20 protein-coding genes are annotated in these 25,507 nt (G+C 55.7%); 8 read left to right on the top strand and 12 right to left on the bottom strand.

Annotated features, from left to right (window positions below; genetic code table 11):
- Positions 1 to 11: 11 nt before the first annotated feature.
- A complete protein-coding gene (locus KF752_18370) occupies positions 12 to 1,448 on the bottom strand; it encodes a hypothetical protein (protein MBX3423525.1) in 1,437 nt (478 codons plus the stop codon).
- A gap of 509 nt (positions 1,449 to 1,957) precedes the next feature.
- Here KF752_18370 and rpmF point away from each other — a divergent pair.
- The 4 genes from rpmF (at position 1,958) to acpP (ending at position 4,553) form a co-directional block, all read left to right on the top strand.
- Positions 1,958 to 2,143 (top strand): 50S ribosomal protein L32, encoded by a 186-nt coding sequence (gene rpmF / locus KF752_18365; protein MBX3423524.1) that lies wholly within the window; start codon positions 1,958 to 1,960, stop codon positions 2,141 to 2,143.
- Positions 2,144 to 2,352: 209 nt separating this feature from the next.
- On the top strand, positions 2,353 to 3,222 hold the full coding sequence (locus KF752_18360) for an acyltransferase domain-containing protein (protein ID MBX3423523.1): 870 nt from the start codon (positions 2,353 to 2,355) through the stop codon (positions 3,220 to 3,222).
- An 83-nt stretch (positions 3,223 to 3,305) separates the two neighbouring features.
- Complete coding sequence (fabG, locus tag KF752_18355) at positions 3,306 to 4,076, top strand: 3-oxoacyl-[acyl-carrier-protein] reductase (GenBank protein ID MBX3423522.1); 771 nt, start codon at positions 3,306 to 3,308, stop codon at positions 4,074 to 4,076.
- A gap of 237 nt (positions 4,077 to 4,313) precedes the next feature.
- Positions 4,314 to 4,553: an acyl carrier protein gene (gene acpP, locus KF752_18350; protein MBX3423521.1), complete on the top strand. Its 240-nt coding sequence runs from the start codon at positions 4,314 to 4,316 to the stop codon at positions 4,551 to 4,553.
- Positions 4,554 to 4,743: 190 nt separating this feature from the next.
- Here the strand turns inward: acpP and KF752_18345 are convergent, their stop codons facing one another.
- From KF752_18345 to KF752_18325, 5 genes are all read right to left on the bottom strand, one after another.
- The gene (locus KF752_18345; protein ID MBX3423520.1) at positions 4,744 to 5,559 is read right to left on the bottom strand and encodes a prolyl oligopeptidase family serine peptidase; all 816 of its coding nucleotides are present in this window, start codon (positions 5,557 to 5,559) and stop codon (positions 4,744 to 4,746) included.
- A 172-nt stretch (positions 5,560 to 5,731) separates the two neighbouring features.
- A complete protein-coding gene (lipA, locus tag KF752_18340) occupies positions 5,732 to 6,649 on the bottom strand; it encodes a lipoyl synthase (protein MBX3423519.1) in 918 nt (305 codons plus the stop codon).
- A 43-nt stretch (positions 6,650 to 6,692) separates the two neighbouring features.
- Positions 6,693 to 7,688 (bottom strand): DUF1573 domain-containing protein, encoded by a 996-nt coding sequence (locus KF752_18335; GenBank protein ID MBX3423518.1) that lies wholly within the window; start codon positions 7,686 to 7,688, stop codon positions 6,693 to 6,695.
- A gap of 265 nt (positions 7,689 to 7,953) precedes the next feature.
- Positions 7,954 to 8,952, bottom strand: a complete 999-nt coding sequence (locus KF752_18330) for a bile acid:sodium symporter (protein ID MBX3423517.1) — start codon at positions 8,950 to 8,952, stop codon at positions 7,954 to 7,956.
- 166 nt (positions 8,953 to 9,118) lie between these two features.
- Positions 9,119 to 10,114 carry an adenosine kinase gene (locus tag KF752_18325; protein MBX3423516.1) on the bottom strand — a complete coding sequence of 332 codons (996 nt, stop codon included), beginning with the start codon at positions 10,112 to 10,114 and terminating at the stop codon, positions 9,119 to 9,121.
- Positions 10,115 to 10,402: 288 nt separating this feature from the next.
- Between KF752_18325 and KF752_18320 the strand changes: the two genes are divergently transcribed.
- A complete protein-coding gene (locus tag KF752_18320) occupies positions 10,403 to 11,458 on the top strand; it encodes an alpha/beta fold hydrolase (GenBank protein MBX3423515.1) in 1,056 nt (351 codons plus the stop codon).
- A 12-nt stretch (positions 11,459 to 11,470) separates the two neighbouring features.
- Positions 11,471 to 12,121 (top strand): DNA-3-methyladenine glycosylase 2 family protein, encoded by a 651-nt coding sequence (locus KF752_18315; protein MBX3423514.1) that lies wholly within the window; start codon positions 11,471 to 11,473, stop codon positions 12,119 to 12,121.
- Between the two features lie 63 nt (positions 12,122 to 12,184).
- Here the strand turns inward: KF752_18315 and KF752_18310 are convergent, their stop codons facing one another.
- The 4 genes from KF752_18310 to KF752_18295 all read right to left on the bottom strand — a co-directional run bounded on the left by KF752_18310 (position 12,185) and on the right by KF752_18295 (position 21,099).
- Positions 12,185 to 14,545: an alpha/beta fold hydrolase gene (locus KF752_18310; GenBank protein MBX3423513.1), complete on the bottom strand. Its 2,361-nt coding sequence runs from the start codon at positions 14,543 to 14,545 to the stop codon at positions 12,185 to 12,187.
- Between the two features lie 133 nt (positions 14,546 to 14,678).
- Entirely contained in the window at positions 14,679 to 16,133 is a 1,455-nt protein-coding gene (locus KF752_18305; protein ID MBX3423512.1) for a DUF1501 domain-containing protein, read from the bottom strand.
- A gap of 190 nt (positions 16,134 to 16,323) precedes the next feature.
- Positions 16,324 to 19,887, bottom strand: a complete 3,564-nt coding sequence (locus KF752_18300; GenBank protein MBX3423511.1) for a DUF1553 domain-containing protein — start codon at positions 19,885 to 19,887, stop codon at positions 16,324 to 16,326.
- A 24-nt stretch (positions 19,888 to 19,911) separates the two neighbouring features.
- A complete protein-coding gene (locus KF752_18295; protein ID MBX3423510.1) occupies positions 19,912 to 21,099 on the bottom strand; it encodes a class I SAM-dependent rRNA methyltransferase in 1,188 nt (395 codons plus the stop codon).
- A 360-nt stretch (positions 21,100 to 21,459) separates the two neighbouring features.
- Here KF752_18295 and KF752_18290 point away from each other — a divergent pair, with 360 nt between their 5' ends.
- Positions 21,460 to 21,969, top strand: coding sequence for a 6-pyruvoyl tetrahydropterin synthase family protein (locus KF752_18290; protein MBX3423509.1), 510 nt, complete (start codon positions 21,460 to 21,462; stop codon positions 21,967 to 21,969).
- A gap of 186 nt (positions 21,970 to 22,155) precedes the next feature.
- Positions 22,156 to 23,178, top strand: a complete 1,023-nt coding sequence (fliG, locus tag KF752_18285) for a flagellar motor switch protein FliG (protein ID MBX3423508.1) — start codon at positions 22,156 to 22,158, stop codon at positions 23,176 to 23,178.
- A gap of 67 nt (positions 23,179 to 23,245) precedes the next feature.
- Here fliG and KF752_18280 read toward each other — a convergent pair whose 3' ends face one another.
- Both KF752_18280 and KF752_18275 read right to left on the bottom strand, forming a co-directional pair.
- Positions 23,246 to 23,701: a hypothetical protein gene (locus tag KF752_18280; GenBank protein ID MBX3423507.1), complete on the bottom strand. Its 456-nt coding sequence runs from the start codon at positions 23,699 to 23,701 to the stop codon at positions 23,246 to 23,248.
- A 337-nt stretch (positions 23,702 to 24,038) separates the two neighbouring features.
- Positions 24,039 to 25,187: an ATP-binding cassette domain-containing protein gene (locus tag KF752_18275; protein MBX3423506.1), complete on the bottom strand. Its 1,149-nt coding sequence runs from the start codon at positions 25,185 to 25,187 to the stop codon at positions 24,039 to 24,041.
- Between the last annotated feature and the right edge of the window lie 320 nt (positions 25,188 to 25,507).

Genomic DNA, 25,507 nt, shown 5'->3' with positions numbered 1-25,507 from the left:
GAAAAGACAATTCAATCGCGACGGACCAATACAGCTTCCAACCAGCCAGGATAATGACCTGCGCCGCTGATCGCCAACCACATTGCTAACCATACGGTACTACACAGCATGATCAATACGCTGGCAGAGACCAGCAAGTTCGTAGAATTGTCAGGCTGAAAATCCGAGAATTCCAGCAGCGGCCGCGGGGCGGACGGCAATCTAGCACCGCCGGTCAACACCAGTCCAGACTCAAGAGAATTTAAGCTCTCTGAATTTAAGCTCTCTGCCGACTCAGGCCGATCGCTGGCTAGGCCGTTCCAAGGTTGATGCAGGGGCAACGCCGAGCTTTCGGACTCGGCCGGCTGAGGAACTGGAAAGAATTGAGTTGCGCGCTTGAATGCTACCGGATCAAGCTCCTTCAACTCATCCAACAGCTTCTGGGCTTCGGGTAGCGGACAGGCACGCAAATAGTTGATGACTGGCACGCGGACCCAGCTGGATTTTTCATCAGCTTCCTTGAACAACTGGACCATTTTGTCCATCACCGCCCAATCCTCCCAACGCGCCAGGTCAGGAATCACCAAGTCGGCCAACTCAGGTCGATCCAAAATCAAACGCAGCGATTCAATCACCGGCTGGCGATCAATGACTTTACCGTCGGTTCCGTGAAACCTGAGCGCCATGATCGCTGAATACGTGTCCGCATAGGTGCATTGCTTATTGCTGAGAAACAATTCGCAGACCAACGGCAGTCCCTCGACGCCGCGCAAGCTGATGTAACAGGCGATCAGCGCGTCCAAGCCCAACCGTTGATCAGGGTCTTCGCTGCGCAACATCTTCTCCAAGACGTCCGCGTCTGCTCTTTGGCCACAGATGCCCAACATGACCAAATACAATCGCCGACGGTCTGGCGACACTTGTGTGTCCGCTATGCGCTCTAAGAGCTGCCGGCGATCATAGGAATCCTTCAACTCCAGCATGTCCGCAAAGGAAGCCGATGCAAATTCGTCATAGACATCGCGAGCCAGCACGGGATCGACATCGTCCAAATACTGGAGATAGAATTTCAATCGCGCATGAGGGTCATCTTCCGGAAGGGCCAGGACCTGCTGGATGTAATCGCTGGCCTTTTCTGAAATCGCCAGCGGGCTGGACCACAACAGCTCGGGCGGGTCAATTCCCATCACCAAGAATTTCTGGGCTGGATCGGCCTTGCCAAAGTAATTGATGCTCACTTGCTGGTTCGGCTGAATCAACTGATCACCTTTCAGGATCGTCAAGATCTCAAACGTGGCGATCGAATCGGACTGGCTGCCGGTACATCGAGCGATCCCAACCGCATCGGTCTGTTTCATCTCCTGCCGCAAAGTCTGCGAGACTGCGCTGCAGAACGGGCAAGCCATCAGCACCTGCACAGATGTGGTTAGCCCAAGCTGAACTGCCAACAGGCACCTAAGGAATAACATGAATTCTCTCATGACAGGCGATCGCTCGTAGAAAAATCCCGCCCGCTTTAGCCAGTGGGCAAGCTCCAACTATGTCTGCAGATAGTTTAGGAGAGAAGTTGCCTTGGAGACTACCGGTGTTCCCTAAATTGTCGGTGGTTTGGTGAGAAATTAGTGTAGCCGAGCATTGCCGGGGGCCACTGATGTACACCTGTAGTGGTTGGCCAGCCTATGCCGATAACCTGCGTTCCTAACCAGCGACTGCCGAATCCGGCACTTGACAGCCTGTTGGGCAGTGGTTGGCGTTTTTCGCCCTTATCAACCCACCACCTTTGGAGGGGTGTCGCTTCGTAGTGGCGCATTGCCATTACGCCATCAATGGCTACATTGAATAATCGCGCAAGCCTTGTGCGGTACCCATTTTGGGTTGACAGGTCGAGGGGCTAAGTTTATTTTGCTGTGCCTGTTTGACGGCCCGAGTGCCCCTCAGGTTATTGTCCTAAGCCCTTGAGAATTGTTGAGTTCGGAAGATGGCTGTACCAAAGAGAAAACATTCTAATTCGCGTTCTGGCAAGCGACGTTCGCACCACAACCTCACGCCAAAGCAAACCGCATATTGCTCCAACTGCAATACCAACATTCCATCGCATGTCGTGTGCCCGAAGTGCGGGCATTACATGGGACGGGCAGTTGTGGAGATGAGCGACGAGGCTTAGCGCGGCGGCAACTGCATTCGTCGTATCACGCGACCTGTTAATACAGCTTGGGACGATGCCGATTGGCACCGTCCCATTTTTTTGCCTGGCGAATCAGAACCAATTCATTGATCCACCGGATTCCCGTTGTGGAAATCCGAGTTTGCAGGGAGTGAACTAGTTTGGCTACTGCTATCTTGTTTCCAGGCCAAGGTGCTCAAGCGGTCGGCATGGGAGTCGAGCTGACCAAGCACAGCTCAAGTGCCCGCCAGCTATTTGATCAAGCCGCTGAAACTCTAGGAATGGATCTGCTTCGGCTATGCCAGGCCGGCCCTGCTGAAGAACTCAATCGTACCGAGTTCTGCCAGCCAGCACTTTACGTTCACAGCCTGGCCGCGCTTGCAGAATTGCAATCCCAGCGCGAGGGACTGTGGGATGATGTTGTTGCGGTTGCCGGATTGAGCCTAGGCGAGTACACCGCGATCGCTGCCGCTGGCGGAATGTCGTTTACAGATGGATTGAAGTTGGTACGAGCTCGCGGCCAGGCCATGCAGGCCGCTGCTGACGCAACCAGCAGTGGCATGAGCAGCATTCTGGGTCTGGATCTGGAAATTCTGCGAGAGGTCTGTCAACAAGCTTCCAGGAACGACCTGAGCTTTGTACAGCCTGCCAACCTTCTATGTCCGGGCAACATCGCCATTTCGGGACATTTAGACGCCATGCAGCGGGCGGAACAGTTGGCCGTCGAGCGCGGCGCGATGAAGGCCGTTCGCTTGCCTGTCGCCGGCGCATTTCACACCACGATTATGCAGCCTGCCGCCGAGCGACTCAGGGAAGCGCTCGGACAGGTTACGTTCAGTCCCACGCGTGTTCCCGTGTACTCGAACGTTGACTGTCAGCCGCATTTGCGACCGGAAGAATTCAGTAGCTTGTTACCTCAACAACTTGTTGCTCCAGTACGATGGGAGCAGTCGCTCGTCGAATTGATCGCTGCCGGCGTCGATAGCTTCATCGAAGTCGGAGCCGGTCGCGTACTGGCAGGCACTGTCAAGCGCGTTAACCGCAAGATTGCATGCGAATGCTTTGGCGAAAACTTGTAAGTTCGACAGGCCCATCACCACGCTGGCTGAATCGCCCCCCAAATTGGACTTACTGTTACGCAGAAATTTAGAAGGAGTCATTGATGAGCGACACAACACAAACTGGCCTGACGGCCGATCTGACTGGACAAGTCGCCTTGGTAACCGGGGCTTCGCAGGGCCTGGGCAAGTCTTGTGCAGTTCGTTTAGGTCAATGCGGCGCCACGGTGATCTGCGTCGCTCGCAGCCTGGATAAACTGGCGGAAACCGCTGCAGAAATCCAAGCTTTGGGTGGCAAGGCAGAAGTGCGATCATGCGATGTGACATCGCGCGAAAGCGTTGAAGCTTTATTCGCCGAAATCGAAAATCAGTACGGCAAGCTGGATATCCTGGTCAATAACGCGGGTATCACGCGCGATACCCTGCTTCCGCGAATGACCGACGACGCTTGGGACGACGTGATCCAAACCAATCTAACCAGTTGCTTCCTGTTCTGCCGCGCGGCCTCGCGAATGATGATGTCGGCGCGCTACGGTCGAATCATCAACATGTCCAGCGTTTCAGGGCTGATCGGTAATCCGGGACAAACGAACTACTCGGCGTCCAAAGCCGGCATGATTGGACTAACGCGCAGCTTAGCCCGCGAACTGGGCAAGCGAAAGGTCACGGTCAACGCGGTCGCTCCAGGCTTTATCGAAAGCGACATGACCCGCGCACTGGGTGACGAAACGTTGAAAGAGGTGAAAAAGCGGATTCCAGCCAATCGCTTGGGGACCGGGGATGACGTGGCCAGTACCGTGCTGTTCCTGGCCAGTCCGGCCGCTAGCTACATTACCGGGCAAGTAATCACTGTGGACGGTGGGATGACCTGCTGATAGTTACTCGGCTGCCGTGTAGCCGCCGACTTGCTGGCCACAGTCTCCGACCCAGTTGTGGTCTGGAAACTCCAGTTTCCTGATACCCTGAACTCCAAAAAACTATTCAGTTACGGCCCTGCCGAGCACCTAGCTCACTTGACTGAATCTGTTAAAATCCGGTAACTTCCGCAACCTACCACAATTTTCTGCAACGCAGATTTTACCATCCACATTTGAATTGGGAGCGATTCACAGATGGCATCCATAGAGCAGCGCGTGATCGACATCGTGGCCGATCAGTTGGGCGTCGAAAAAGACAAAATCACCCGCGAGACCCACTTTGTGAACGATCTGGGAGCTGATTCACTTGATACCGTTGAATTGGTGATGGAGCTTGAAGAGGAGTTCAACATCAGCATTCCCGAAGAATCTGCCGAAAAAATCCAGCGCGTTGGGGAAGCCATCGACTTCATCGAAAAGGCTCAAGAAGCTTAATTCGAACTCGCTCCACGCACTGCGGCGTAGACATCAGAGTTTGATCGCTGCCATAGTACAATCCAGCTAGCTTAGTCGGTCCGTGGCGGCGATTGGCGGAACTGCGGCCAAGCAAGGCACAACCATGCCTCATTGGGCAGCGAAACCTCATTGGGTACCAAAACTAATTGCGCAGTGAGGCTGCCTTCACCTAATTGCTGGCTGGTACGCCGCGCGGACGTCGCTGGCTGAATAACCACTTCCAGTTGTCGTCGTTGCTGTAGGCCTGCTCCCAACTATTGTGGGCCACCCCGGGATATTCGACATACGTCGGCTGGGCACCTAGCTTTCGCAACGCTTCGATGATTCGTTGCGACTTTTCGGGCGTCACGATGCGGTCATCGGCACCGTGAAAACAAGCGACGGGAATATGCTGGATGGCGGCCGCTGTGGCTGGATCTCCACCGCCACAAATCGGCATGGCGGCCGCAAAAAAATTGGGGCGCCGCACTAAGGCATCCCACGTTCCAAACCCGCCCATCGACAGTCCCGTAATATAAATGCGATCCGCGTCGATAGCCGCCTCCCGCAATAACTTGTCCACTACCTCCAAGGTCAACTCCAAGCTACGGCTGATGCGCTCTGGCAGCTTTACATCACCTTGTAGAAAATTAACGTCAGCCCATTTTTGGTTGCGCGGACATTGTGGAGCCAAAACGTAACACGGCCAGGCGGCTCGCCGCTCAGCCTTGCACAATTCAGGCATTCCATGCTTCAACTGAGCCTGATTGTCGTCACCACGCTCCCCAGCCCCGTGCAGAAAAATGACGAGGGGATACTTCTGATTCCCTTCGACCTGTTGCGGCCGCATTAACCGATAGTTCAACGCCTGCCCATCCGAGCTGGTATGCTGATGCGATTCAAACATTTTCTGGGTATCCGGACTATGCTTAGCGTCCGTCTCGCCATGCGCCCATGAGAAACAATGACCGAAGATCACACAACATGCCAAAGCAATGCGGTTCATGGTGGACTATACTCGCCAAAAAGAAATTTACAATTCTGTGCAAGCCACGAGACTGCGGCGGGCAAATTCTACCAGAAAATAATCCCTGTTCGCCCTGCGAACAGGATGCAGAGTCACCGTTGGCAAGGAAATTCTGCAAACCCGAGCTTATCTCTGCCAGCGGCAAGCCAATTCAATTCGCCATATCGCGGGCATGATAGCTGGAGCGTACAAACGGCCCACTTGCGACTTTGGAAAAACCCATTTTGCGAGCAATCTCGCCTAGATATTCAAATTCATCTGGCGGCACGAACCGCTGGACCGGCAGATACTTTGGCCCTGGTTGCAGATATTGCCCCATCGTCAAAAAATCGCACCGCTGGCGACGCAAATCGGCCAAGCATTCCAGTAGTTCGTCGTGTGTCTCACCCAACCCCAACATTAGGCCGCTCTTGGTCTTGATCGCAGCATTGAGCTGCTTGACGCGACGTAGCAGTTCCAGAGTCCAGGCGTAATCACTGCGCGGGCCGCGCACCTGGCGATACAATCTGGGAACCGTTTCCATATTGTGATTAAACACCTCTGGAACCGACTCGATAACACGATCCAGCCCCGAGCGTTGACGTACAAAGTCTGGCGTCAAAACCTCAATGGTTGCTCCGGTCCGCTGGCGCACCGCCAGTACCGCTTGATAGAAGTGCTCGCCACCGCCATCGGCCAGATCATCGCGTGTCACCGAAGTAATGACCACATGCTTGAGTCCCAATCGAGCAGCGGCTTCTGCCACGCGCTGCGGCTCATCGGCGGCTAATTGCTCGGGCTTGCCGCGAGAAACTGCACAAAATCCACAAGGCCGCGTGCAGACATTGCCCATGATCATAAATGTGGCCGTCTTGTGCGAAAAACACTCCATCCGATTGGGACACTTGGCATTTTCACACACCGTCTCCAACTGCAATTCACGTAGCAGCTGATTGGTAAAGTGATTCGCATCACCGCGCGGCAACTCGCGACGCAGCCACGGTGGCAGACGCTTGGCAGACGGCCGCAATGCTCCAACCTGCGCATCAGCATTCGGCGGCGCGCCAACTACGGGTAATTCAATGGCCATCCGGATTTTCTCGTCTCTCAGTGGAGCCAACGAAGGGCAGTTGCTATCCCTTTTCCGCTACGTTTACCAAAATAACGGTAGTACCTTCGCCATCTTCGCTTAAATCTGTCTGAAGCTTGATTGTTTGCCGCACCGCGCCGACCTGATCTCCGCTGTTAAATTCAAACGGAATTACATGCTTATCTTTCTTACCCTCAGGCAACTTGAATACGAAACGTTCATCTTTGCATTCGATGCTTCGCACTTCAAACGGTGTCTTGCTGCGAGCCACAATGAACGATTTGCCCTGTTCGCCCGCCTTGATGGTTCCGAGGTCCACGCGCATGGGCAAGACGAGCGGCGGCAGAATCGCTCCACGCACCGGAATGGTCACCAAATTGTACTTGGGCTCATTAGTCACCAGAATAATGTTATCGAGGAACTCGCCGGCTGGGGCGGTATCCTTGAGCCGCACATTCATGATGTAGGAAATCTTTCCAGGTTGGCTGGTGCGTTCGATGGCCACACCCAAGTTCTGGTTGGCCGAACGGACATCCATGATTTCCCACAAGTTCCTGCCCGCATAGCTGATTTTGACCTGCGTGGTCCGTGATGTCCCGCGGTCCACTTCACCAAAGTCAATCATGCCCGGGTCGGTATCGATATCGGAGCGGATATTGCCTTTGATATTGAGCTGCATCTCGCCGTAGTACGGCTTAGAAAACACCACGGTCACCACGGCTGCCTTGGGACCGATGAATGACTTGGTATTGTACTCGCAGACGATCGCGCTTTCCTCGTAGGTCTTGACGTCCGCCTTCTTGATTCTCGGGATCGTGCAACCGCAACTGCTGCGGACAGCTGCAACGTGCACATCTTCTTCGTACTTGTTAGTAAACTTGAATTCGAAAACTGCGTCCGCGCCACGGGGCACGATGCCAAAGTCATGCGAAGTGTCCTGGAACATGCTCCTGACCCACTCCTGGCCTGACAGCCCGTCGCTGGTAAGCACAGTCAGTCCGATCAATCCTAATACGACCAACATCCGACGTACCATCATGAAATCGCAATCCTGAAAGTTGCACTCAATCATTAGCTAAACTGCGTAATTTCGCCTGAGACAATTTAGCGATCAGGGCCGCTAAGCGGAAGGTGATTGGCCCCTACTACAGTTGAATTTGGGGCACCCGAACGGGCGGCGGTTGTATCATAAGCTATTTGAAATACAGCAGTTACGCGATCCGTTTATCCAAACTCGAACCACACCCCAAACATCCCGGCTGAGCTTTGTGCCTTGGAGAGTTTGAGTTCGCCAGGCTGGCGCATCAATGAACTTTGGACAGTGCAGAATTCTTGTGCTGGTCGCGGCGGCCCCAGCGCTGGGCGATGACGGCATCGAACAGGAGCTGGAAAACGTGATAGGTGATCATGGGTAGAATGTTGACACCACATTGAATTGCCAAGTTTAATCCAACCATCAAGGTCTTCTGACTGCCGGAAAAACTGACCGCTTTGCACTGTGGATCGTCGATCCCAGTCAGTCGAGATGTGTACCACCCGACTACCAGCGCTGTCAGGTGAATGAGTAGTCCTAACAGTACCACGGCCGCTATCGTCCATACGTTGGCCACGCTGGATAGATCGCCACCAAGTTGCTGAGCTTGATCTTGCCAGCGCGAGCCCATTTGGACCGATCCCAGCAGGACCATACTCAAGATGCCAATCTGACAGGCAAACGATAATCGCATCGCCGAGCGACTGGCCCAGTCACTGAACGCGGCCGATTGCCAACGCGTGATTTGCACTACCGCAATTGGCAAGAGCACGACTAAACACAGGTTTTGCACCATATCTGCCAAATTCAGTTGCACGTTGACTCCCAACAGACCAACCAGCCACAACGGCGTGACTACCACGCAGCACACGTTGGTCAGCAGCGTGACAAAGATACATACTGTATCGTCGCCCCCGGCCTGGCGAGTCATCACTGCCGCCGAAGATAAGGTCGATGGCACACAGGCCGCCACGATCAGGCCGCCGGCCAAGTCGCTCGGCAACCACCAGGCGGCGCACCATCCCAGAATTGGAAGGATGCCCAAATTGATCAGCGATGCCAATACCGCCGGCCAGGGGCGCGCCAGAGTTTGACGCACCAGCTCCATCGGGACGGGGGCTGTCATCATGGCCATCACGACCATGACAATGCCGGTCGTCAGCCACGAGAGCTTGGCAACGGGTAACAACCACTCGTGGCCCAGCAGCCCAATCAACACAGCCGCTGCCAGCGCGACCAGGAACCAGTAGCGACGTAAAAGGTGTAACATCCGTTACTGAGTTCCCATTCTGTATTAAGGTTCGGATCAACCTTGTTGTCGCCAACAATTTGCAGAGGTTGATCAGCGCTTACATCGAACGTCGCGCAAGGCGCATCGATGCAGATTGTCTTTCAACGCTTCTTCACGCATTGGCGAGCGTAGTTGCATTTAGGAATTATTGCTCCAAAGCCTGTTGCCAAGCATGGCGAACGCCGTCATGCAATCGAGCACCAACCTGCATGATCACTCGCCGCGCCATACCATTGGCTGCTTTGGCTGCTTCCAGCGGTTGATAGCCGTGGGTGATGCCATATAAAAACGAGCCGGCAAACATGTCTCCTGCACCGGTTAGGTCGCGGGGATCACAGGCTTGGGTCGGCGCGTGCCCGGTCTGACCTGACATACGCACGTACGCACCGTCGGGACCGTTGGTTACCACACACCCCGGCACCATGTCGCCCAGCCGCGCAAAGGCTTGCTGCACGTCACTGGCTCCCGTAACCGACAAGGCCTCTCCGGCGTTGCAAAACAGCAGATCAGAATGCTCGAGCGCCGCTCGAAATGCATCGCCGAACACTTCAGGAATAAAACCGTCCGAGCAAGTCAGCGCCACCTTGGTGCCTGATGCCTTGGCGATTTGGATGGCCTTGCGAATCGCGTGTTGGCCCGTGTCCGGATTAGCAAACACGTAGCCTTCGATAAACAGCCACTGTGAAGCCGCAATGCGTTGCTCATCAACGTGCTTGTCGGACAAATGACTGGCGATTCCCAAAAAGGTTCGCATCGTGCGCTCACCTTCAGGAGTTACGATGGCCAAGCAGGTTCCAGTCGACTCGCCAACCAACACCGGGTTGCCCATGTCGATTTGCAATTGCTGGAATTCCTCGACGTAGTGCAAACCATAGCGGTCATCGCCCACGCAGCCGATGAATGCGGACTTACCGCCCAGTTGCGAAACGGCGATGACTGAATTGGCCACCGATCCACCGCTGACCAGTACCAGATCGTGCCGGCCGTCGTGGAAACGCGACAGCAATTGATCTTGGTCCTGCTTGTCGACCAACCGCATCGTTCCGCGTTCAAACCCCAACGACTGGAATTCTGCTTCACCCAAGTCCAAGAAAATATCGACAATCGCATTGCCCAAACCACATACACAAAACTGCTTCATCGTCATCTCGTTACCTCTATGGACCGCCCGTGTTAGACTGGATAATCTTAAGTGTCAGAAATGGTCGTCAGCGTTAACGCCGAATTTCACCCCAGTAGTAGCTGGGCCAGCGCAAGCCAAGATCATTAGCGACTGAATGATGTATCGGCTTCTCGCTCAATTTGGCTTTTGCCACTAAAATTGCCTTGGCTTGCTTGGCCCTTCCTGCGTATCGATATGCCCGTGAACGAGTCACGAGTAATCTGAGGTTGGCGATTATGGCTCAATTGCCCGTGATTGGCTAGGATCATGTCCCACCGAGAGACCCAGAAAAAACAGAGCAGCGGTCATGCCCCCTGCCTGCCCTATCGCCCCTATTTCCATTTACGAAGCGGCCACCTGCAAACTGTGTTGGCTGGCCTTAGCCAAGGTACTCTTCCGCCTCGCAACGCGCACACCCTGACCGTGTCGCTGCCGGATGGTGATCAATTGGTGGTCCACGAAGAATTGGGCGCGGCATTGCCGGACGCCGCACCTCTGGCCATTCTGGTGCACGGCTTGGGTGGCGATCATTCCAGTCCTTATCTCCAACGAGTCGCCCATGACCTGCGTCAGCGCGCGATGCGTGTCTGGCGAGTCGACCAGCGCGGTTGTGGGCAGGGCTTCGAATTGGCGTGGCGGCCGGCCAATGCGGGTGCCAGTCACGATCTGGCAGCGGTCGTCGCGACGGCTCGACAGCGTTATCCTCAATCACCAATCTCAATTGTCGGTTTTTCGCTGAGCGGTAATATCGTGCTCAAGCTACTGGGCGAACTGGCCGCAGGGCGACACGAACTGTCGCTGGCCGAAGCTCGCATTCAGCGGGCGCTGGCAGTTGCTCCTCCGATCAACCTGCACCATTGTTCCGACAACATGCTGCGCTGGAGCCGTTGGCTGTACACACGCTACTACCTGCGACACCTGGAAGCACAAGCGCACCAGAAGCGACAGCGCTGGCCGCAGTGGTCAACTCTACCGCTCGAGCCAGCCACCAAGTCCATTCTCGATTTTGATGCACGCTATACGGCTCCACTGAGCGGCTTTCGCGATGTCAATGACTATTACGAACAATCCAGTAGCGTTCAGTGGTTGCCGCAGATTCAGACACCCACTGAAATTATTCTGGACCGCGATGACCCGATCGTGACGTGGAAGAGCCACTTGGACGCGCGCTTTGATCCACAGTATGTTTGCTGGACCCACACGCGGTACGGCGGGCACATGGGCTACTTTGGAGTGGACGACCGTGGTCGACTACTTCGCTGGATCGAGTATTATGTGGTACACCGCCTGAGCAGTGACTGGTCGCCCTCCTTCGCATCGTAAGTTTTTCCGAACATGCCGTTTGTAGCTCAACAGATTCGTGCAGCGCGACTCCACTTGCAAAAATCTGATCCGGTCATGAAGCGGTTGCTGAAAGTGCATGGTCCGTTCGCCGCCCGCGCCCGCAGTGATCGTTTCGCGTCTCTGGTCGATTCGATCGTATCGCAGCAGATATCAACATCGGCGGCGCGCACCATCCGCAGTCGCCTGTCGGACGCTGTCAGTCAGCGCGCACAACAAGCCAAGTTGACCTCGCCTGGCATGTCTGCGGCTGCCCTGTTGCTGCTGAATGTCGACCAGTTGCGACAAGTGGGAGTGTCACGACAGAAGGCCAATTACCTGCTGGATTTGGCCGACAAAGTTCATTCTGGAGCTGTAGACCTTCAGCGGATTAGTCGCTTGGAAGACGATCAAGTTATCGAACAATTGATTCAGGTCAAAGGCATCGGACGCTGGACCGCTCAAATGTTTCTGATCTTTTCATTGGGACGAATCGACATCCTGCCGGTAGACGACCTGGGCGTTCGCTCTGCTGTTAAAAATCAATACGAATTGAACGAGCTACCCACAGCCAATGAACTTGAAAAAATCGCTCGCCCCTGGCGACCCTACGCAACGGTGGCTTGTTGGTATTTGTGGCGCAGTTTGGATGCTGACGTGAAATGAATTCCAGACTTCAGTGTCATGGCGCAAGCCGTACGGTTCTTGTAAAACCGGAAGGCTCGCGCCCTACCGCTTCTTCAGCAATTGATCTAACCACTCGTACGCTCTAGTCCTCTGTAGCTCAGGGAAATCGTGCGCGGCATCGGGATAATCAAATACCAGCCTGCCGTGCGTTCCCAGCATCTGATATAGCGGCTGAGCCGCGGTCTGACATTTCCGTACCCCCACCACGGCAAAATTGGAATCGTGCAATGGCGCGTTCACAAAAACCGGGCGCGGAGCGATCGCGGCAAGCACATCGGGAAAATCGAATGGCATCTGCGCTGGCGAACTTCCGAAGCGCGCCGCGATGCGCGGCATGTATCGCGGGCTAGTCCAGCCGGTTAAATCGCCTTGATAGTAATCTTCGAATGCATTGAACCCGCAACTGGTAACGGCACAACGCAATCGCTGGTCAAAAGCCGCCACGAACAGCGCGTTGTGGCCTCCCAGTGAATGTCCGATCACTCCTATGGCGTCGCGATCGACGCACGGCAGCGACTGCAACAGGTCCACGGCGCGCATATGATTCCAGATTCCTTTCATCGTACCGCTAACGTACACATCCGCGTGGTGTCCGAAGGAGTATTGGTACTCGCCAAACCCCGGGTAATCTGGGGCTAGACACACGTAGCCGCGCTGGGCCAGTTCGTGAGCCACATGTAGATTCGGATTGCCGCCCAGTCCACATGGCTCTCCTTTGCCCAGTTCAAAATGGGTTTGATGTAGACAGAGCATGGCTGGAGCTTGCCCGGTCAATTCGACTGGCACCAACAGCCACGCGGTCACACGGTCGGTCGCCTCTTGCCACCGATCAGCGGCGTAGGTCAGATGTATTCTCCAGTACTTGCCAACTTGCTGGGCGCTCTGTACCTGTGGCTCCAACGACGTGCGCAGTACAGGATCGGGCAGCGCACCCATGACTTGCTCCATCTGCCACAGCGCTTGGTGCCGCCGAATACCATGATCCAGAGGCTTGGTCAGCGCCCGGCGCTGTCCCTGCTGATCCAAGTAGTAGCTAAAATCCCGAGGCTGGCCAGCATACCCGGCCGCCGCTGTCAGCAGGGAATCCTCAGCTGGCGCGCTATCGCTGCGCACGTTTTCCAGCCAGTGCAAACCGCATCGCGATGGCGCTACGATATCTATGTCTCCATCGCCATCCAAGTCGGCGCACACCGAATCCAAGTCAATACCACACGAACCGCCGTAGCTTATCAAATGCCGCTGCCAAGTCCGCGTTGCGGGTAGAAAACGATACCAAAAAATTGCCAGCGGATCGTTCTCGCCGACATCGCGTCCATCGTGCCCTTGAAATCGTTTGCCAGCCACCAAGTCCAGTCGCCCGTCACCATCAATGTCAGCTTGCAGTAGCGTATGAGCGCTACTCCAGCTCGTGTCGATCGCATGAGTTACCCAGGTTGCACCGGTGGCTCCCGGCGGCAGCGCCAGCCGGGCTCGCACCGGATGGTCCTGGGCCACAGACGTTTCAAAGTGGACTGCTGGCTGATCGGACGTTCGCTGCTCGGTCCAATACAGCCCCAGGTCATGACCTCTGCCCCACACCAAATCGTTATCACCGTCGCCATCCACGTCCCAGCACAAAATAGGTAAACCACAATCGTGCGCGAGCTGAAAATCGGGATGCCATTGCCACTTTCCCGACCGAACGTCTGCCGGTGCTTGAGCCCATCCGCGCGGACAAACTAGATCGGTCCGACCGTCCCCGTCGATATCGCCGGCTCCGATACCGTGACCGATGAGCTGCTCGGGTAAATCGTGTCGCAACCAGCGCACTCCGTCGATCAAACGTTGAAATTCGTACCACGCGGCAAAGTCCGTTCCGGCCGGCAATACATCCCATTGCCCATCGCCGTCAATATCTACTAGTCTGCCGGTTTCGCTACGACCAGGCTCGTCGATTTTCATTTGCTCCCACAGTAGCCGCCCTGCCCCAGCCTGCGCTTGGCTTTCGGACGGGGACTGCCCAACCTGTGTCACGATATTTTCCAGATATTGCTGCCCTGGATGGCGACACCAATACAGGCTTTGACTGCGATAGTTCACACTGACCAGATCGCACCAGCCGTCGCCGTCGACATCGACTGTCAAATTCGAGTAATCGTCATACCGCCCACGTATCTGTGGCACATGGCGGAGCAGGTGCTTGGTCCATGTAGGCGACTCGTACCACCAAGCTCCACACACAATGTCTAAGCGACCGTCGAGATTGACGTCCATCACGCCGGCTGCGCTAAACTCGCTGTCAGCATTTAACACATGCCTGCGAAACGTGACATTGCCCGCAGGTTCGTCCGAATGACCCAACGCTGAAGCCCAAAGCCACAGCCAAACGCAGAACAACGTAGTGGGTCGAAATGATAAGAACATTTGACAGAATCCGTGTCGTGTATTTTGAACCATGCTGCGTTACGCGGCGGGACCAATGCTATGGCAGACAATGACGTTGTGCAATCCGCAACGGAGAATTGACGACCACTGTCGCAGACCGCTCCACGGCACTCTACGCAAGCAATTCCTGGATGACGCGGCCGTGGACGTCGGTCAGTCGATAGTCCCGGCCTTGAAATCGAAATGTCAATCGCGTGTGGTCGAAGCCCAACAAGTGCAAGATGGTGGCTTGCAAGTCATGAATGTGCACCGGATTCTCCTTGATGGAAAAGCCAAGTTCATCTGTCGTGCCATAATCGAATCCTGCCTTGGTACCTCCTCCGGCCATCCACATCGTAAAACAATCGGGAAAGTGATCGCGGCCTAGAATCTTACTCTTGGCGGTGCGCCCTTCGCGAAACGGCGTTCTACCAAACTCACCGCCCCAGACGATCAGCGTGTCCTCCAGCAAGCCGCGACTGTGCAAGTCGCGAATTAGTGCCGAGACAGGTCGGTCCATGGTCGCACACTTGCGAGTCAATCCATCGTCGATACCTTCCAATGCCCCAGTGCCGTGAAAGTCCCAGCCCCAATCGAACAACTGAACGTAGCGCACTCCGGACTCCACCAGCCGCCGCGCTAGGAGGCAGTTGTTCGCTAAACTTGCCTCTCCAGGCTTAGCGCCGTAGTCATCCAAGATGTATTGAGGTTCCTTCGAAATATCCATGACTTCCGGCACGCTGGTCTGCATTCGGAATGCCAGTTCGTATTGCGAAATGCGCGTCTGCGTTTCGGGGTGTCCCATGGACTGCACCTGCAGATGATTCAGACGGCCAAGCGCATCGAGCGTCTGGCGGCGCAGCACGCGATCCATGCCTGGAGGATCGGAGGCAAACAGCACGGGATCGCCCTGCGAGCGGCATTGCACGCCCTGGTACACACTGGGCAAAAACCCGCTGCCGAAAGAACTTTTGCCACCGTTGGGTTGCACTCCGCTGGATATCAGTACCACGAATGCCGGCAGGTCGTCGTTCTCGGTACCCAACCCGTAAGTCAGCCACGAGCCCAGCGACGGACGCCCGGCGCGCGGCGATCCGGTGTAGATCAGCAGCTCGGCGGGCGCATGATTGAACTGCTCGGAGTGCATCGAATGCACGAGGCAGAGGTGATCGGCCACATCGTGCAGTTTGGGAATGGCGCTGGACATCCACGTGCCGCATTGACCAGCTTGAATGAATTTCTGCGGAGTCCCCAGCAAGGTTGGTGTACCTGTTGTGAAGGCAAACTCTTTGCCTTGCAGGAACTGTTGCGGACAATCCTCGCCAGTGCGCCGCACCAGTTCGGGTTTGTAATCAAACATGTCTAAATTGGGTGGCGATCCGGTCATGTGCAAATAAATCACACGTTTGGCTGTGGGTTGCCTATGCGGTTGCCGTTTGTCGTTTGAAAACTCAGCCGCCGAGGCGTGGTCGCCAGCCAGCGGTACCCCCAACAATTGGGCCATTGCCAGGGAACCCAGTCCGAGCGCACCATCGCGCAGAAAATATCGGCGCGTGCGCAATTGCAAATGTTCGAATAGGGGATTCATGTTTTTGCTTCTTGCCTCTAGCTGTTCAGGTCATTCTCGATTCAAACTCGTGGTGGGCCGGCGCAAGCGAACTTGCCTGTAATTAAAGCCAAGCCTGCGGTGGCACCTGCATTGTTGGATGCCATTGAACTTATCTCGTCTGGCTTGTCTCACCCTACAAAAACACAAAACTGCTGCTCAACTTTACAAATCAGCGCTTCATTAAGACTTCGTCTAAATTCATCAGTACGTTGCACACGGATGTCCAGGCTGCAAGCTCAACAGGGCTAGCCTGTTCAGGCAGCGGTCCCAGTGGATCGGTCGCCAGGGCCAGGGCCTGTGTGTCGTTGCTCAGCAGATGTTGTCGAGCCTCATGCAGCAGCTCGAGCAAGACTTGCAATTCTGCGTCGCTTGGCTGTCGAGCCGTACAGTATTCAAACGCAGCCATCAACCGCTGAGCATCCAGCGTCTGCGTACCCGCCTGCGTCTGACTGTGTGGAACCTCCTCCAGTACCACGCGCCGGGCGAGTGCTTGAGCTGCTTCGACAAAGGCGGGGTCGTTCAATGTGACCAGAGCTTGCAGAGGCGTATTGGTATTGTCGCGACGGAGCACGCAGACTTCGCGACTAGGCGCGTCGAACGTGGCCATCGACGGATAGGGGCTGGAGCGTCGCCACTTGGTGTACAGACCTCGCCGGTAACGATCTTCACCAGTACTGGCGCTCCAGTCCGTAGCACTGCCGAACGCAGCGCGCAATCCCATGTCGGGTTGCGGCGGCTGCACGGGTGGTCCGTACATCCGCTGCGATAGCAAGCCGGACGATAGCAGCACTGAATCGCGAATCATTTCAGCCGACAACCGCACGCGCGGGCCTCGGGCCAACCACACATTGTCTCGGTCTCGCTCAAGCAACTCCGTCGAGACCATCGACGTTTGGCAATATGTCTGGCTGGTTACCATCATGCGGAGCATCGCCTTGAAATCCCAGTTCAGCGCCATCAGCTCGCAGGCCAACCAATCCAACAGCTCCGGATGGGATGGCAAGTCGCCCTGCGCGCCGAATTCTTCGCTGGTGCGGACCAGCCCCAGCCCAAACAGCGATTCCCACATGCGATTGGTCCACACGCGGGCGGTCAGTGGATTGCGGCGATCCATCAACCAGTTAGCCAGGTCTAATCGCGTCACCTGGTTAGACTCCCCCGCAGCTGGCAGCGGATGAAAGACTGCTGGAGTTCCGGGCTGAACTTCACCGGCCAGCGCACGATAGTCGCCGCGCAACTGAACAAACGTGCGACGGCGAACGCCGCTATCCAGCTCGCGCATGACCGGCACGCTGGTAGCGGGCTTGATCGCAGACAAGTCGCTGTGCAGCTTAGCGCGCTCGTCGCGCAGGGCTCGTGTAGCTTCAGCAAAATTCTGAGCAAAGAATGATCGCAGTTTCTGTTGTTGCTCGCCAGAACGCTGCTCAGGAGGCGTGGCATGAATTTGCCCGATCGTCTCGCCCAGCGCCGCCCAATCGCGTGCCGCTTGCGAATGGCTGGCCAGTATTGCGTAACTACCCAGGATGTGATCTTGATAGCCGGACTGATGTTCTAGTGTCAAACGCAACACCGAGGGACGTTGAATTTTCAAAGGTCGATCGGGGATCAGCGCCAGCAGATGCTGTCGGTCGACTTGCCCGGGAACCGACCAACCCGACTTAGAATCGTTATCGAGAACCGCTGCGGCGGGAAACCCTGGCGGTGCATAGGCAGCATAGGCGGCGGTAAATGTAATGGGTACAGAGTACCCTACTGCGATGGCCACCTGCTGTTGAGGTGCCTCTTGGAGGGCATGTCGAAAGACTTCTTGCCGCTGATCGTCCAAGCACAAAACTTGAGCGGCCTGTAGACGGCTCTGCAGGCCACTGTCTGTGCGATTCCACACCACAATCTTGTCTACGGCGGCAGGCTGTGCTAACTGGACTTCCCACCACGGGGCGTCTTCGGTGTTCGTATGTGTTGTGGACAGGGCAGCGAAGTATTCGCCTGTGGTATTTCCATCGATAGCTCGTCCCGCAGCGCCGTCATAACTTGTGCTGCTTTGACTTGCGCTGCCACCCAGTGCAACATTGTCTTCGCCCACGAGCACTTGCACTTCAGCCAGCGACAAAATCCGCTGCTCGCCGGGCAGTTGAATGCGAACGAATCGCACCAACGGCAGTGCACCCTCGGCCGGCACAATCTCGGCCTTCACTCCACTGAGCACGAAATTACCTTCCCCCAGCCCAGCGCCAGCTTGGGGAAGTGCGGGGTCGGGCAGCGTCTGCACGGCGATGGCACAAATTGGGTCGGCAGTTTGCGACAACTGAAGTTCGACCTGCTGAGTCTCTTCACGGACAAAACCGGCCAACGGTTGAACACGAATCGTACCGCTATCAGAAAACACGGCGTCGTTCTGCCGACTAGATTGATACTTAATAGGTTTTAGCGTCTGCCACTCAGGTTGCCTGAGTGTGGCTTCCCAGCGCTGCAGTTGTTCATCCAAACCCTCAGCGTTTTCAATGTGTTGTTCGATTTGTGCTATGCGGGCCTGCCAGGCAGAAATCTGCTGGAGTTGTTCGTCGGAATACAATTCAAGGATGGGACTTTCGTCGCTGCGGTCAGCGTCCTGAGTTTGATTGAAGATGGCCAGTAACTTGAAGTACTCTTCTTGCGAAAACGGATCGTACTTGTGGGAATGGCACTGCGCGCAACTGATGGTCACGCCCATCCACACCGCCATGGTCGTGTTGACTCGATCGACAATCGCCACATTGCGAAACTCTTCGTCGTTGGTGCCACCTTCGTTGTTCGTCAGCGTATTGCGATGAAAGGCTGTGGCCAACAGTTGGTCTTGGCCGGATTCGGCCAGCAGATCGCCGGCCAACTGAAGCCTGGTAAACTCGTCGATTGTCAAGTTGGCGTTGATCGCTTTGACCACCCAGTCGCGATAGGCCCAGATGGTTCGCGGCGGGTCATCTGCATAGCCCGCCGAGTCAGCATAGCGGGCCAGGTCCAACCACTTGCGCGCCCAATGCTCACCAAATGCCGGTGAGGCCAGCAGCCGATCGACTTGCCGCTGGTAGGCCTGCGCTGAAGTATCTTTGACAAACTCAGCCACTTCCGCCGGCGTGGGGGGGAGTCCCACAAGGTCTAAGCTTACACGCCGCAAAAGTTCAGGACGCGTGGCTTGCGGCGATGGCTGCAGGCCGCGAGCCAACTGCTGAGCTAGGATGAATCGATCGATGGGATGATTCCAAGATTCATCGACCATCTGTGGCTGAGGATGACTCGGCACAGCCGGACGCTGCGGTGGGACGAACGACCAGTGCTGGGCCAAGGGGGCACCTTGGCCTATCCAAGCGGCAACTATTTCTTGTTCGGTCTGGCTTAATGCGGCCCCATGTTCGGGCGGCGGCATGCGCTGGTCAGAATCTTGGCTGGTGATTCGTTGCCATAGTGGACTTGCCGCCGCCTCTCCTGGAACCACCGGTGGCTGTCCAGAGTCTGCTGGAGATAGATAGGACTGGCGATCATCCAGTCTAAAACCCGCTTGGCGCTGTCCAGCATCCGGGCCATGGCAGGCGTAACAGCGATTGGACAACAGCGATCTGGCTGCGCGATTAATCTCCTGACTGGAGTCAGCCATCAGCCACGGTGCTGAAGAGCACACAATCAAGCAGCCTAGAGTCAAGCGGTTCAGTCGAAACATGCGCCGGCGATACTTCCAAGGGGGCATAGTGCGGGGAGACATCTAGTTTAGCCTATCCGTGCCCAGTTACGACAACCGCAGGAGCTGAAACTTGAGATACCTCAGTTCAGGCATTGCCAGCGGCGTGGGATGATCTGCAGGCAAGCCGAGTTGGCTGAGTAACGTGCCAACTCGACGCGCACGGCCCAGACCTTCCTGGCAAGCCTGGGTGAAAGCGGCTTGATCCACATGGCTGGAGCAGGACGCCAACGCCAACAAGCCTTCGGGCCGCACGACGCTGGCCGCCATCTGAGCCAGTCGAGCGTAGGCAGCCAAGGCCGACTGTCGAGTTTGCTGACTGGGAGCGAACGATGGCGGATCGCAGATCACCAAGTCCCAGGCCCTGCCCTGCCCCGCAGCTTGTTCGAGATACTCGAAGCAGTCGGCCACCACGCCTTGATGAGCCTGCGGAGCAAGTCCGTTGAGCTGCCACAGCGCCTGCGATGACTGGATCGCCGGTGCCGCAATATCCACCGAAGTCACGTCAGCAGCACCCCCGACACCAGCGGCAATGGAAAAGCCGCCATTGAAGCTGAACAAGTTCAAGACCTCGCGGCCAAGCGACCAGGCGCGCACCACAGCTCGATTGTCGCGCTGGTCCAAGAAAAAACCGGTCTTCTGACCACGAATGACATCTGCGGAATAGGAGAGCCCGTTTTCGAGGAATTCAATCGGCGCAGCTGGCATGGGACCACTCAAGCTAATGCCGTTGGTGCCTCGACCACGCGGTCGCCATAAAACAGCCTGAAGCTCTAATCGCTGCCTCAGCCAATCCGCAATGGGCTGCGGTTGGTAAAACACTTCGGGTGCGCCCCCATCCAATTTAATCACCGCCGTGCGATCATAGATATCAATGATCAGGCCTGGAAGCAAGTCGCCCTCGCCGGCAACCAAACGGTAGCCGGTTGTGCTGGAATTAAGCAACTGTTGCCGCAGCGCAATGGCACTCTCCATTCGCGATACCAACCAGGCGTCGTCAACACGATAGGGTGGCTCGAGCGTACAAATGCGCAGCGCGATCGGATGCTGACTGCAATACATCCCACCGGCGATCGTTCGCCCACGTCGGTCTAACACATGCGCCACGCGGCCGCACTCTGCCTGAGGCAATTCGATGGCGTCGCTGAACAGCCAGGCGTGGCCTTGATACACGCTGCGCTCCAGTGGCTTGCGCAGCGCGATCTGTACTACCCGACCCGATCGAACCATTCCCATTTGTAGATACCGGCAACGCTGTTGGCTGTGAACGAATAATTGCTGTCGATGTCAATGAAGCCCAGGTCGCTTGGGCTGGAACTGGAGTCGGGAACTTCGCAGATACTTGCCTTGCGTTTTAGCACAAGTACATGATGCGTTTGGGCTGCCAGCACAGTCGCCTGCGCTTAACATTTACACTTTTCCGAATGCAGCTTATCAATTTCGCCACTGTTCGACGCCTCTATCCAAACTCAGAAGCAGGCGACTGTCAAGTCTTGGGCCAGCGTACGGCCAGGAACCGGCTACAATGGACCTCCGGGAGATACGGTAATCCACGTACTCAACCACCCCCTCAGCATTCATCGGGAGTCTTCTGTTATGTCGTCCAGCCCGTCCAGTCCAGCTGGTGGCCAGTATCGCGTGCTTTTACACAAACAGCAACTGGTTTTTAGCGCAGCGCATTTCATCACCTTTGCGGGTGATGTCTGTGAGTGCCTGCATGGCCACAATTACGGCGTGAAAGCCGAAGTAGCTGGACCATTGGATGAGAATCAGTACGTCATCGACTTCATCGCCTTTCGCGACAACTTGGCCCAGATTGTTAAGCAGTTGGACCACCGAGTCATTCTGGCAACCCAGCATCCGCTGATTGTCGTCCATGAAGGGCCGACGGAGGTGGAAGTTCGCTTTCGCGAAAAGCGATGGATTTTTCCGCGCGAGGACTGCATGTTGCTCCCGGTCGCTAACACCACGGCGGAATTGATCGCTTGGTGGATTGCCGGTCAAGTTCGCCAGCGATTGCAAGCCGCCGTTGCGACTCTCGATTGGCTGGAAGTGTCGGTGGACGAGAATCACGGCCAGTGGGCTGCCTGCCGCATTGCTTGGTAACCCATGAACGCTACAACTGCTACAGCCGTTACTGTGGTAATTCCTTGCTTACCACAGTTGTTAGCTCTCGGAAAATGCTAGCTTGAGCGTCATATCCCAGCGGCTGTCTATCCGATTCTCATACGGTGGTTTGCGCCCGTTTCTCGCGACCGGTCGGGGTGTGCAGCTGAGCATATTGACACAGTGATGGAGATCGACATGTCGGCCATTCAGCAATCTGAAGGCGTTCGCAAAGCCGCGATCCTGCTCATGAGTCTGGAGGAGGATAGCGCCGCGCAGATTCTGGCGATGTTGCCACGCCGGTTCGCAGAGAAGGTCTCGATCGCCATCGCGCAACTTGACCTGGTCTCCACGGCTGAGCAAGAGAATGTCATCAATGAGTTCCTCAACACGCGCCCCAGCGCACTGAATCCAAGTTCGGGAGGTATCAACAAGGCCAAGACGCTAGTCAAAAAGGCGTTGGGAAAAGACGCCGGGGACATGTTGAACCTGCTGCAGCAGACCCTGGAGTCCATGCCCTTTGGATTCTTGCACAAGGCCGACGCACAGAACATCCTCACTTTTTTAATCGACGAGCATCCACAAACAATCGCCTTGGTACTCAGTCACTTGCCGCCGCCGTTGGCAGCCACCGTCTTGTGCGGATTTCCGACACAGCGACAATTGGCGATTGTCGAGCGTGTTGCCGAAATGGGGCAGACCAGTCCCGAAGCGATCGAAGAAGTCGAAAAGGGGCTGTCGGCCCGCATGGCTCTGTTTATGACTCAGGCCTACCAAAAGGCGGGCGGCATCCCGGCAGTGGCCGAAATCTTGAATGTTAGCGATCGCGCCACCGAACGCAACATCTTCGACGGCTTGGCCAAGAACAAGTCTGAGCTAGTAGAAGAAATTCGACGCTTGATGTTCGTCTTCGAAGACTTGATCAAGATTTCCGACAAAGATATTCAAACCGTGCTCAAGAGCATCGATAGCAGCCAATGGGCTTTGGCTCTCAAGGGGGCCAGCCAGCCGTTGCAGGATAAGATTCTCGGTAATATGTCGCAGCGAGCAGCCGAGATGCTCCGTGAAGAGATGAGCTTCGTCGGCAAAGTTCGCTTGGCCGAAGTGGAATCCATGCAGCAGAAGATCGTAGACGTTGTGCGCAGCTTGGAAGACTCTGGGCAATTGCAACGCCCCAGCGGCGATGGCGAAGAAGAATTCGTAACGTAGCTACGCTCGCCAGCACATGAAGCAACGCTCATGAACTCTCAATTACCCAGCAGCGCCGCTCCAGGCACTAGCCTTGCATCAGCGTTTGAGCGAGCAACAGCAACCAGATCGACGACAGGATGATCACCGAGGCCAACGTAAGTCTCACCCAGACCTTGGTCGAGGGACTAGCCCAAACCTGTTGCTGAACCGGATTGGCAATGGACTGCAACATTCGCTGGCGATGACGGGAATCGTCGGACAGCATAGCCCGTGCCGGCTCCATCAGGCCATATTGAATGGAGAAGTCCAGTGCTCCATACAGCCGGTGTTTGCGTCCCACCGGATCAATTCCGAACGCCTCAAAGAACCAGACTTGGCGACCGAAGTCCGATTCGCACTCTTCGTCCAAATAGACGCAGCGCAGTGATTCAATACGCGAATCCTCCGCGCTGAAATCTTTGCGGACCAATGCGTATCGCGCTTGATTGGTGACTGCCTGCCAAACTTCTCGGGAAAACTGGTAAAAAGTAGTCTCAGACATCCTTGCGATTCCTAGCCAATGAAGTCGATTTCAAAGTTCATCGAACGGATTCCCCATTTCGTGATTCGTAGGCCCGCTGCCGCATGCAGCACTCGCCGACCTATTCGACTTTACCTATTTCAGTGATCGAATCGACCGCTGGTTCAATTTCACTGATTTCACGCAGAAAAACAATATGAGTTGCCCGAAAAATTACCGAAACTGCTTGGGCGCCCCAATTGCCCCATTTCCAAGGTGCCGAAAACCGTCAAAACAGGCTGCATCCGACTAGCGCGCCGGGGATGGCGGGTGTGTGCTGGTCATGGACCCCAGCGCGGCTTTTCCAATTGTTTAATGGCTATTGCCGGTCAAAGAGACTTCTGCGGATTTCAGCTTCAAAGCTGGCCTGTTGGGACATGGCCAGACGGAAGTGATCTTGATGTAACGTGTACAAGACGCAAGGCTCACGCGTCACAACGGTCGCATTGCGTGGCTGGTTGTACAACAAGGCAACTTCGCCAAAAAAATCGCCCTCCGACAGAACCGCGACTTCCGTTCCGCTACGGCGGACGCTGACAGAGCCTTCTCGAATCAGGAAGAATCTGTCGCCGATGTCACCTTCACGAATCACGACTTGATCGGCCGCCAGCGGCTGTGGTTTCAAGTGATCGGCCATTTCGGCAAGACTCCGTGGGGTCAGATGCTGAAAGATTTCGCACTTGGCCAGCATCTGGCTGACGATGGCGGCCTCCTGAACCAGCACGTCGCTACGAATGTTGCCATCTACCAGATTGATAATGCGATCGGCCACATCCAATATGCGATTGTCGTGAGTAACAATGATGATGGTCGCTTGATCTTCGCGAGCGCGCTGCTTGAGCAGTTCTACAACTCGGCGACCACTCTGTTCATCCAAAGCGGCTGTCGGTTCATCGGCCAGGATCAATTTGGGGTGATGCACCAAGCCGCGAGCAATGGCCACGCGTTGCTTTTGTCCACCTGAAAGTTGTTTGGGCTTGTGATCAATGCGCTCGCCTAATCCGACAGCTTCTAACATTTCTCGGCAACGCTGAGACTGCTGGCTGCGTGAGCCGCGCGATTGAACCAGCTCCAAAGCCATCCGCACGTTCTGAGTAGCTGTTAGCGAGTCGAATAAATTGTGCGCTTGAAAGATAAAGCCAATCTCTTGACGCAATTCCAGTAGCTCGCGATGGTTCGTGCGATGCAGCGGACGGTTCAGGACGGTCAACTGGCCTTCCTGAACTTGCCTGAGTGTTCCAATCAGTGTCAGCAAGGTTGTTTTACCCGAACCGCTGGGGCCGGTCATGATGATGATTTCGCCGGCGTAAATATCCAGCGTATTGTTAAACAACACCTGCTTCCGCAGCTCGCCCGCACCAAAATAGTGCTGCAGCTCCTTAGCCACGATGGTCGGCCTGACATCACCGGCCAACCGCTCGCGCCACCGCGGATCAAACCGCACGGATCTGGGGCTGGTTTCTACCACCGCTGACCCTCCACATAACCGTTACAGGGCTTACGGTTACACCCCGTACCGGAAGATGCCGTCGCCGCTACGCAATCTGACTGATGAACGACGCCGAACCGGACCGCTAAAGATTGATTGACGCACATTCCCACCCCAGCAGACTCGGTGGTCCAGCGGATGCCAGGGACTGCACGCTGTTGGCTGCTGATTGCCATTTCGATCCACTCGCTTGCAAAAATTTAGAGAAAGGTGTCCACGCGGACGGCCCTCTAAATAGACTATAGCCAAATCGACTTCGGTATCGCCTGTCACCAATCAATAATGTTCCGATTTGTGAA

The sequence above is a fragment of the Pirellulaceae bacterium genome (assembly GCA_019636385.1).
GTDB lineage: Bacteria > Planctomycetota > Planctomycetia > Pirellulales > Pirellulaceae > Aureliella.
This window is presented reverse-complemented; position numbering and strand designations above follow the sequence as displayed.

Excerpts from the sequence above, each read along its gene's own strand:
- KF752_18310 (MBX3423513.1), bottom strand. The coding sequence starts at position 14,545 with ATGTTCTTATCATTTCGACCCACTACGTTGTTCTGCGTTTGGCTGTGG.
- KF752_18300 (MBX3423511.1), bottom strand. The coding sequence starts at position 19,887 with ATGTCTCCCCGCACTATGCCCCCTTGGAAGTATCGCCGGCGCATGTTT.
- fliG (MBX3423508.1), top strand. The coding sequence starts at position 22,156 with ATGGAGATCGACATGTCGGCCATTCAGCAATCTGAAGGCGTTCGCAAA.
- rpmF (MBX3423524.1), top strand. The coding sequence starts at position 1,958 with ATGGCTGTACCAAAGAGAAAACATTCTAATTCGCGTTCTGGCAAGCGA.
- lipA (MBX3423519.1), bottom strand. The coding sequence starts at position 6,649 with ATGGCCATTGAATTACCCGTAGTTGGCGCGCCGCCGAATGCTGATGCG.
- KF752_18370 (MBX3423525.1), bottom strand. The coding sequence starts at position 1,448 with ATGTTATTCCTTAGGTGCCTGTTGGCAGTTCAGCTTGGGCTAACCACA.
- KF752_18325 (MBX3423516.1), bottom strand. The coding sequence starts at position 10,114 with ATGAAGCAGTTTTGTGTATGTGGTTTGGGCAATGCGATTGTCGATATT.
- KF752_18315 (MBX3423514.1), top strand. The coding sequence starts at position 11,471 with ATGCCGTTTGTAGCTCAACAGATTCGTGCAGCGCGACTCCACTTGCAA.
- KF752_18295 (MBX3423510.1), bottom strand. The coding sequence starts at position 21,099 with ATGGGAATGGTTCGATCGGGTCGGGTAGTACAGATCGCGCTGCGCAAG.
- KF752_18320 (MBX3423515.1), top strand. The coding sequence starts at position 10,403 with ATGTCCCACCGAGAGACCCAGAAAAAACAGAGCAGCGGTCATGCCCCC.
- acpP (MBX3423521.1), top strand. The coding sequence starts at position 4,314 with ATGGCATCCATAGAGCAGCGCGTGATCGACATCGTGGCCGATCAGTTG.
- KF752_18290 (MBX3423509.1), top strand. The coding sequence starts at position 21,460 with ATGTCGTCCAGCCCGTCCAGTCCAGCTGGTGGCCAGTATCGCGTGCTT.
- KF752_18360 (MBX3423523.1), top strand. The coding sequence starts at position 2,353 with ATGGGAGTCGAGCTGACCAAGCACAGCTCAAGTGCCCGCCAGCTATTT.
- KF752_18330 (MBX3423517.1), bottom strand. The coding sequence starts at position 8,952 with ATGTTACACCTTTTACGTCGCTACTGGTTCCTGGTCGCGCTGGCAGCG.
- KF752_18280 (MBX3423507.1), bottom strand. The coding sequence starts at position 23,701 with ATGTCTGAGACTACTTTTTACCAGTTTTCCCGAGAAGTTTGGCAGGCA.
- KF752_18335 (MBX3423518.1), bottom strand. The coding sequence starts at position 7,688 with ATGATGGTACGTCGGATGTTGGTCGTATTAGGATTGATCGGACTGACT.
- fabG (MBX3423522.1), top strand. The coding sequence starts at position 3,306 with ATGAGCGACACAACACAAACTGGCCTGACGGCCGATCTGACTGGACAA.
- KF752_18305 (MBX3423512.1), bottom strand. The coding sequence starts at position 16,133 with ATGAATCCCCTATTCGAACATTTGCAATTGCGCACGCGCCGATATTTT.
- KF752_18345 (MBX3423520.1), bottom strand. The coding sequence starts at position 5,559 with ATGAACCGCATTGCTTTGGCATGTTGTGTGATCTTCGGTCATTGTTTC.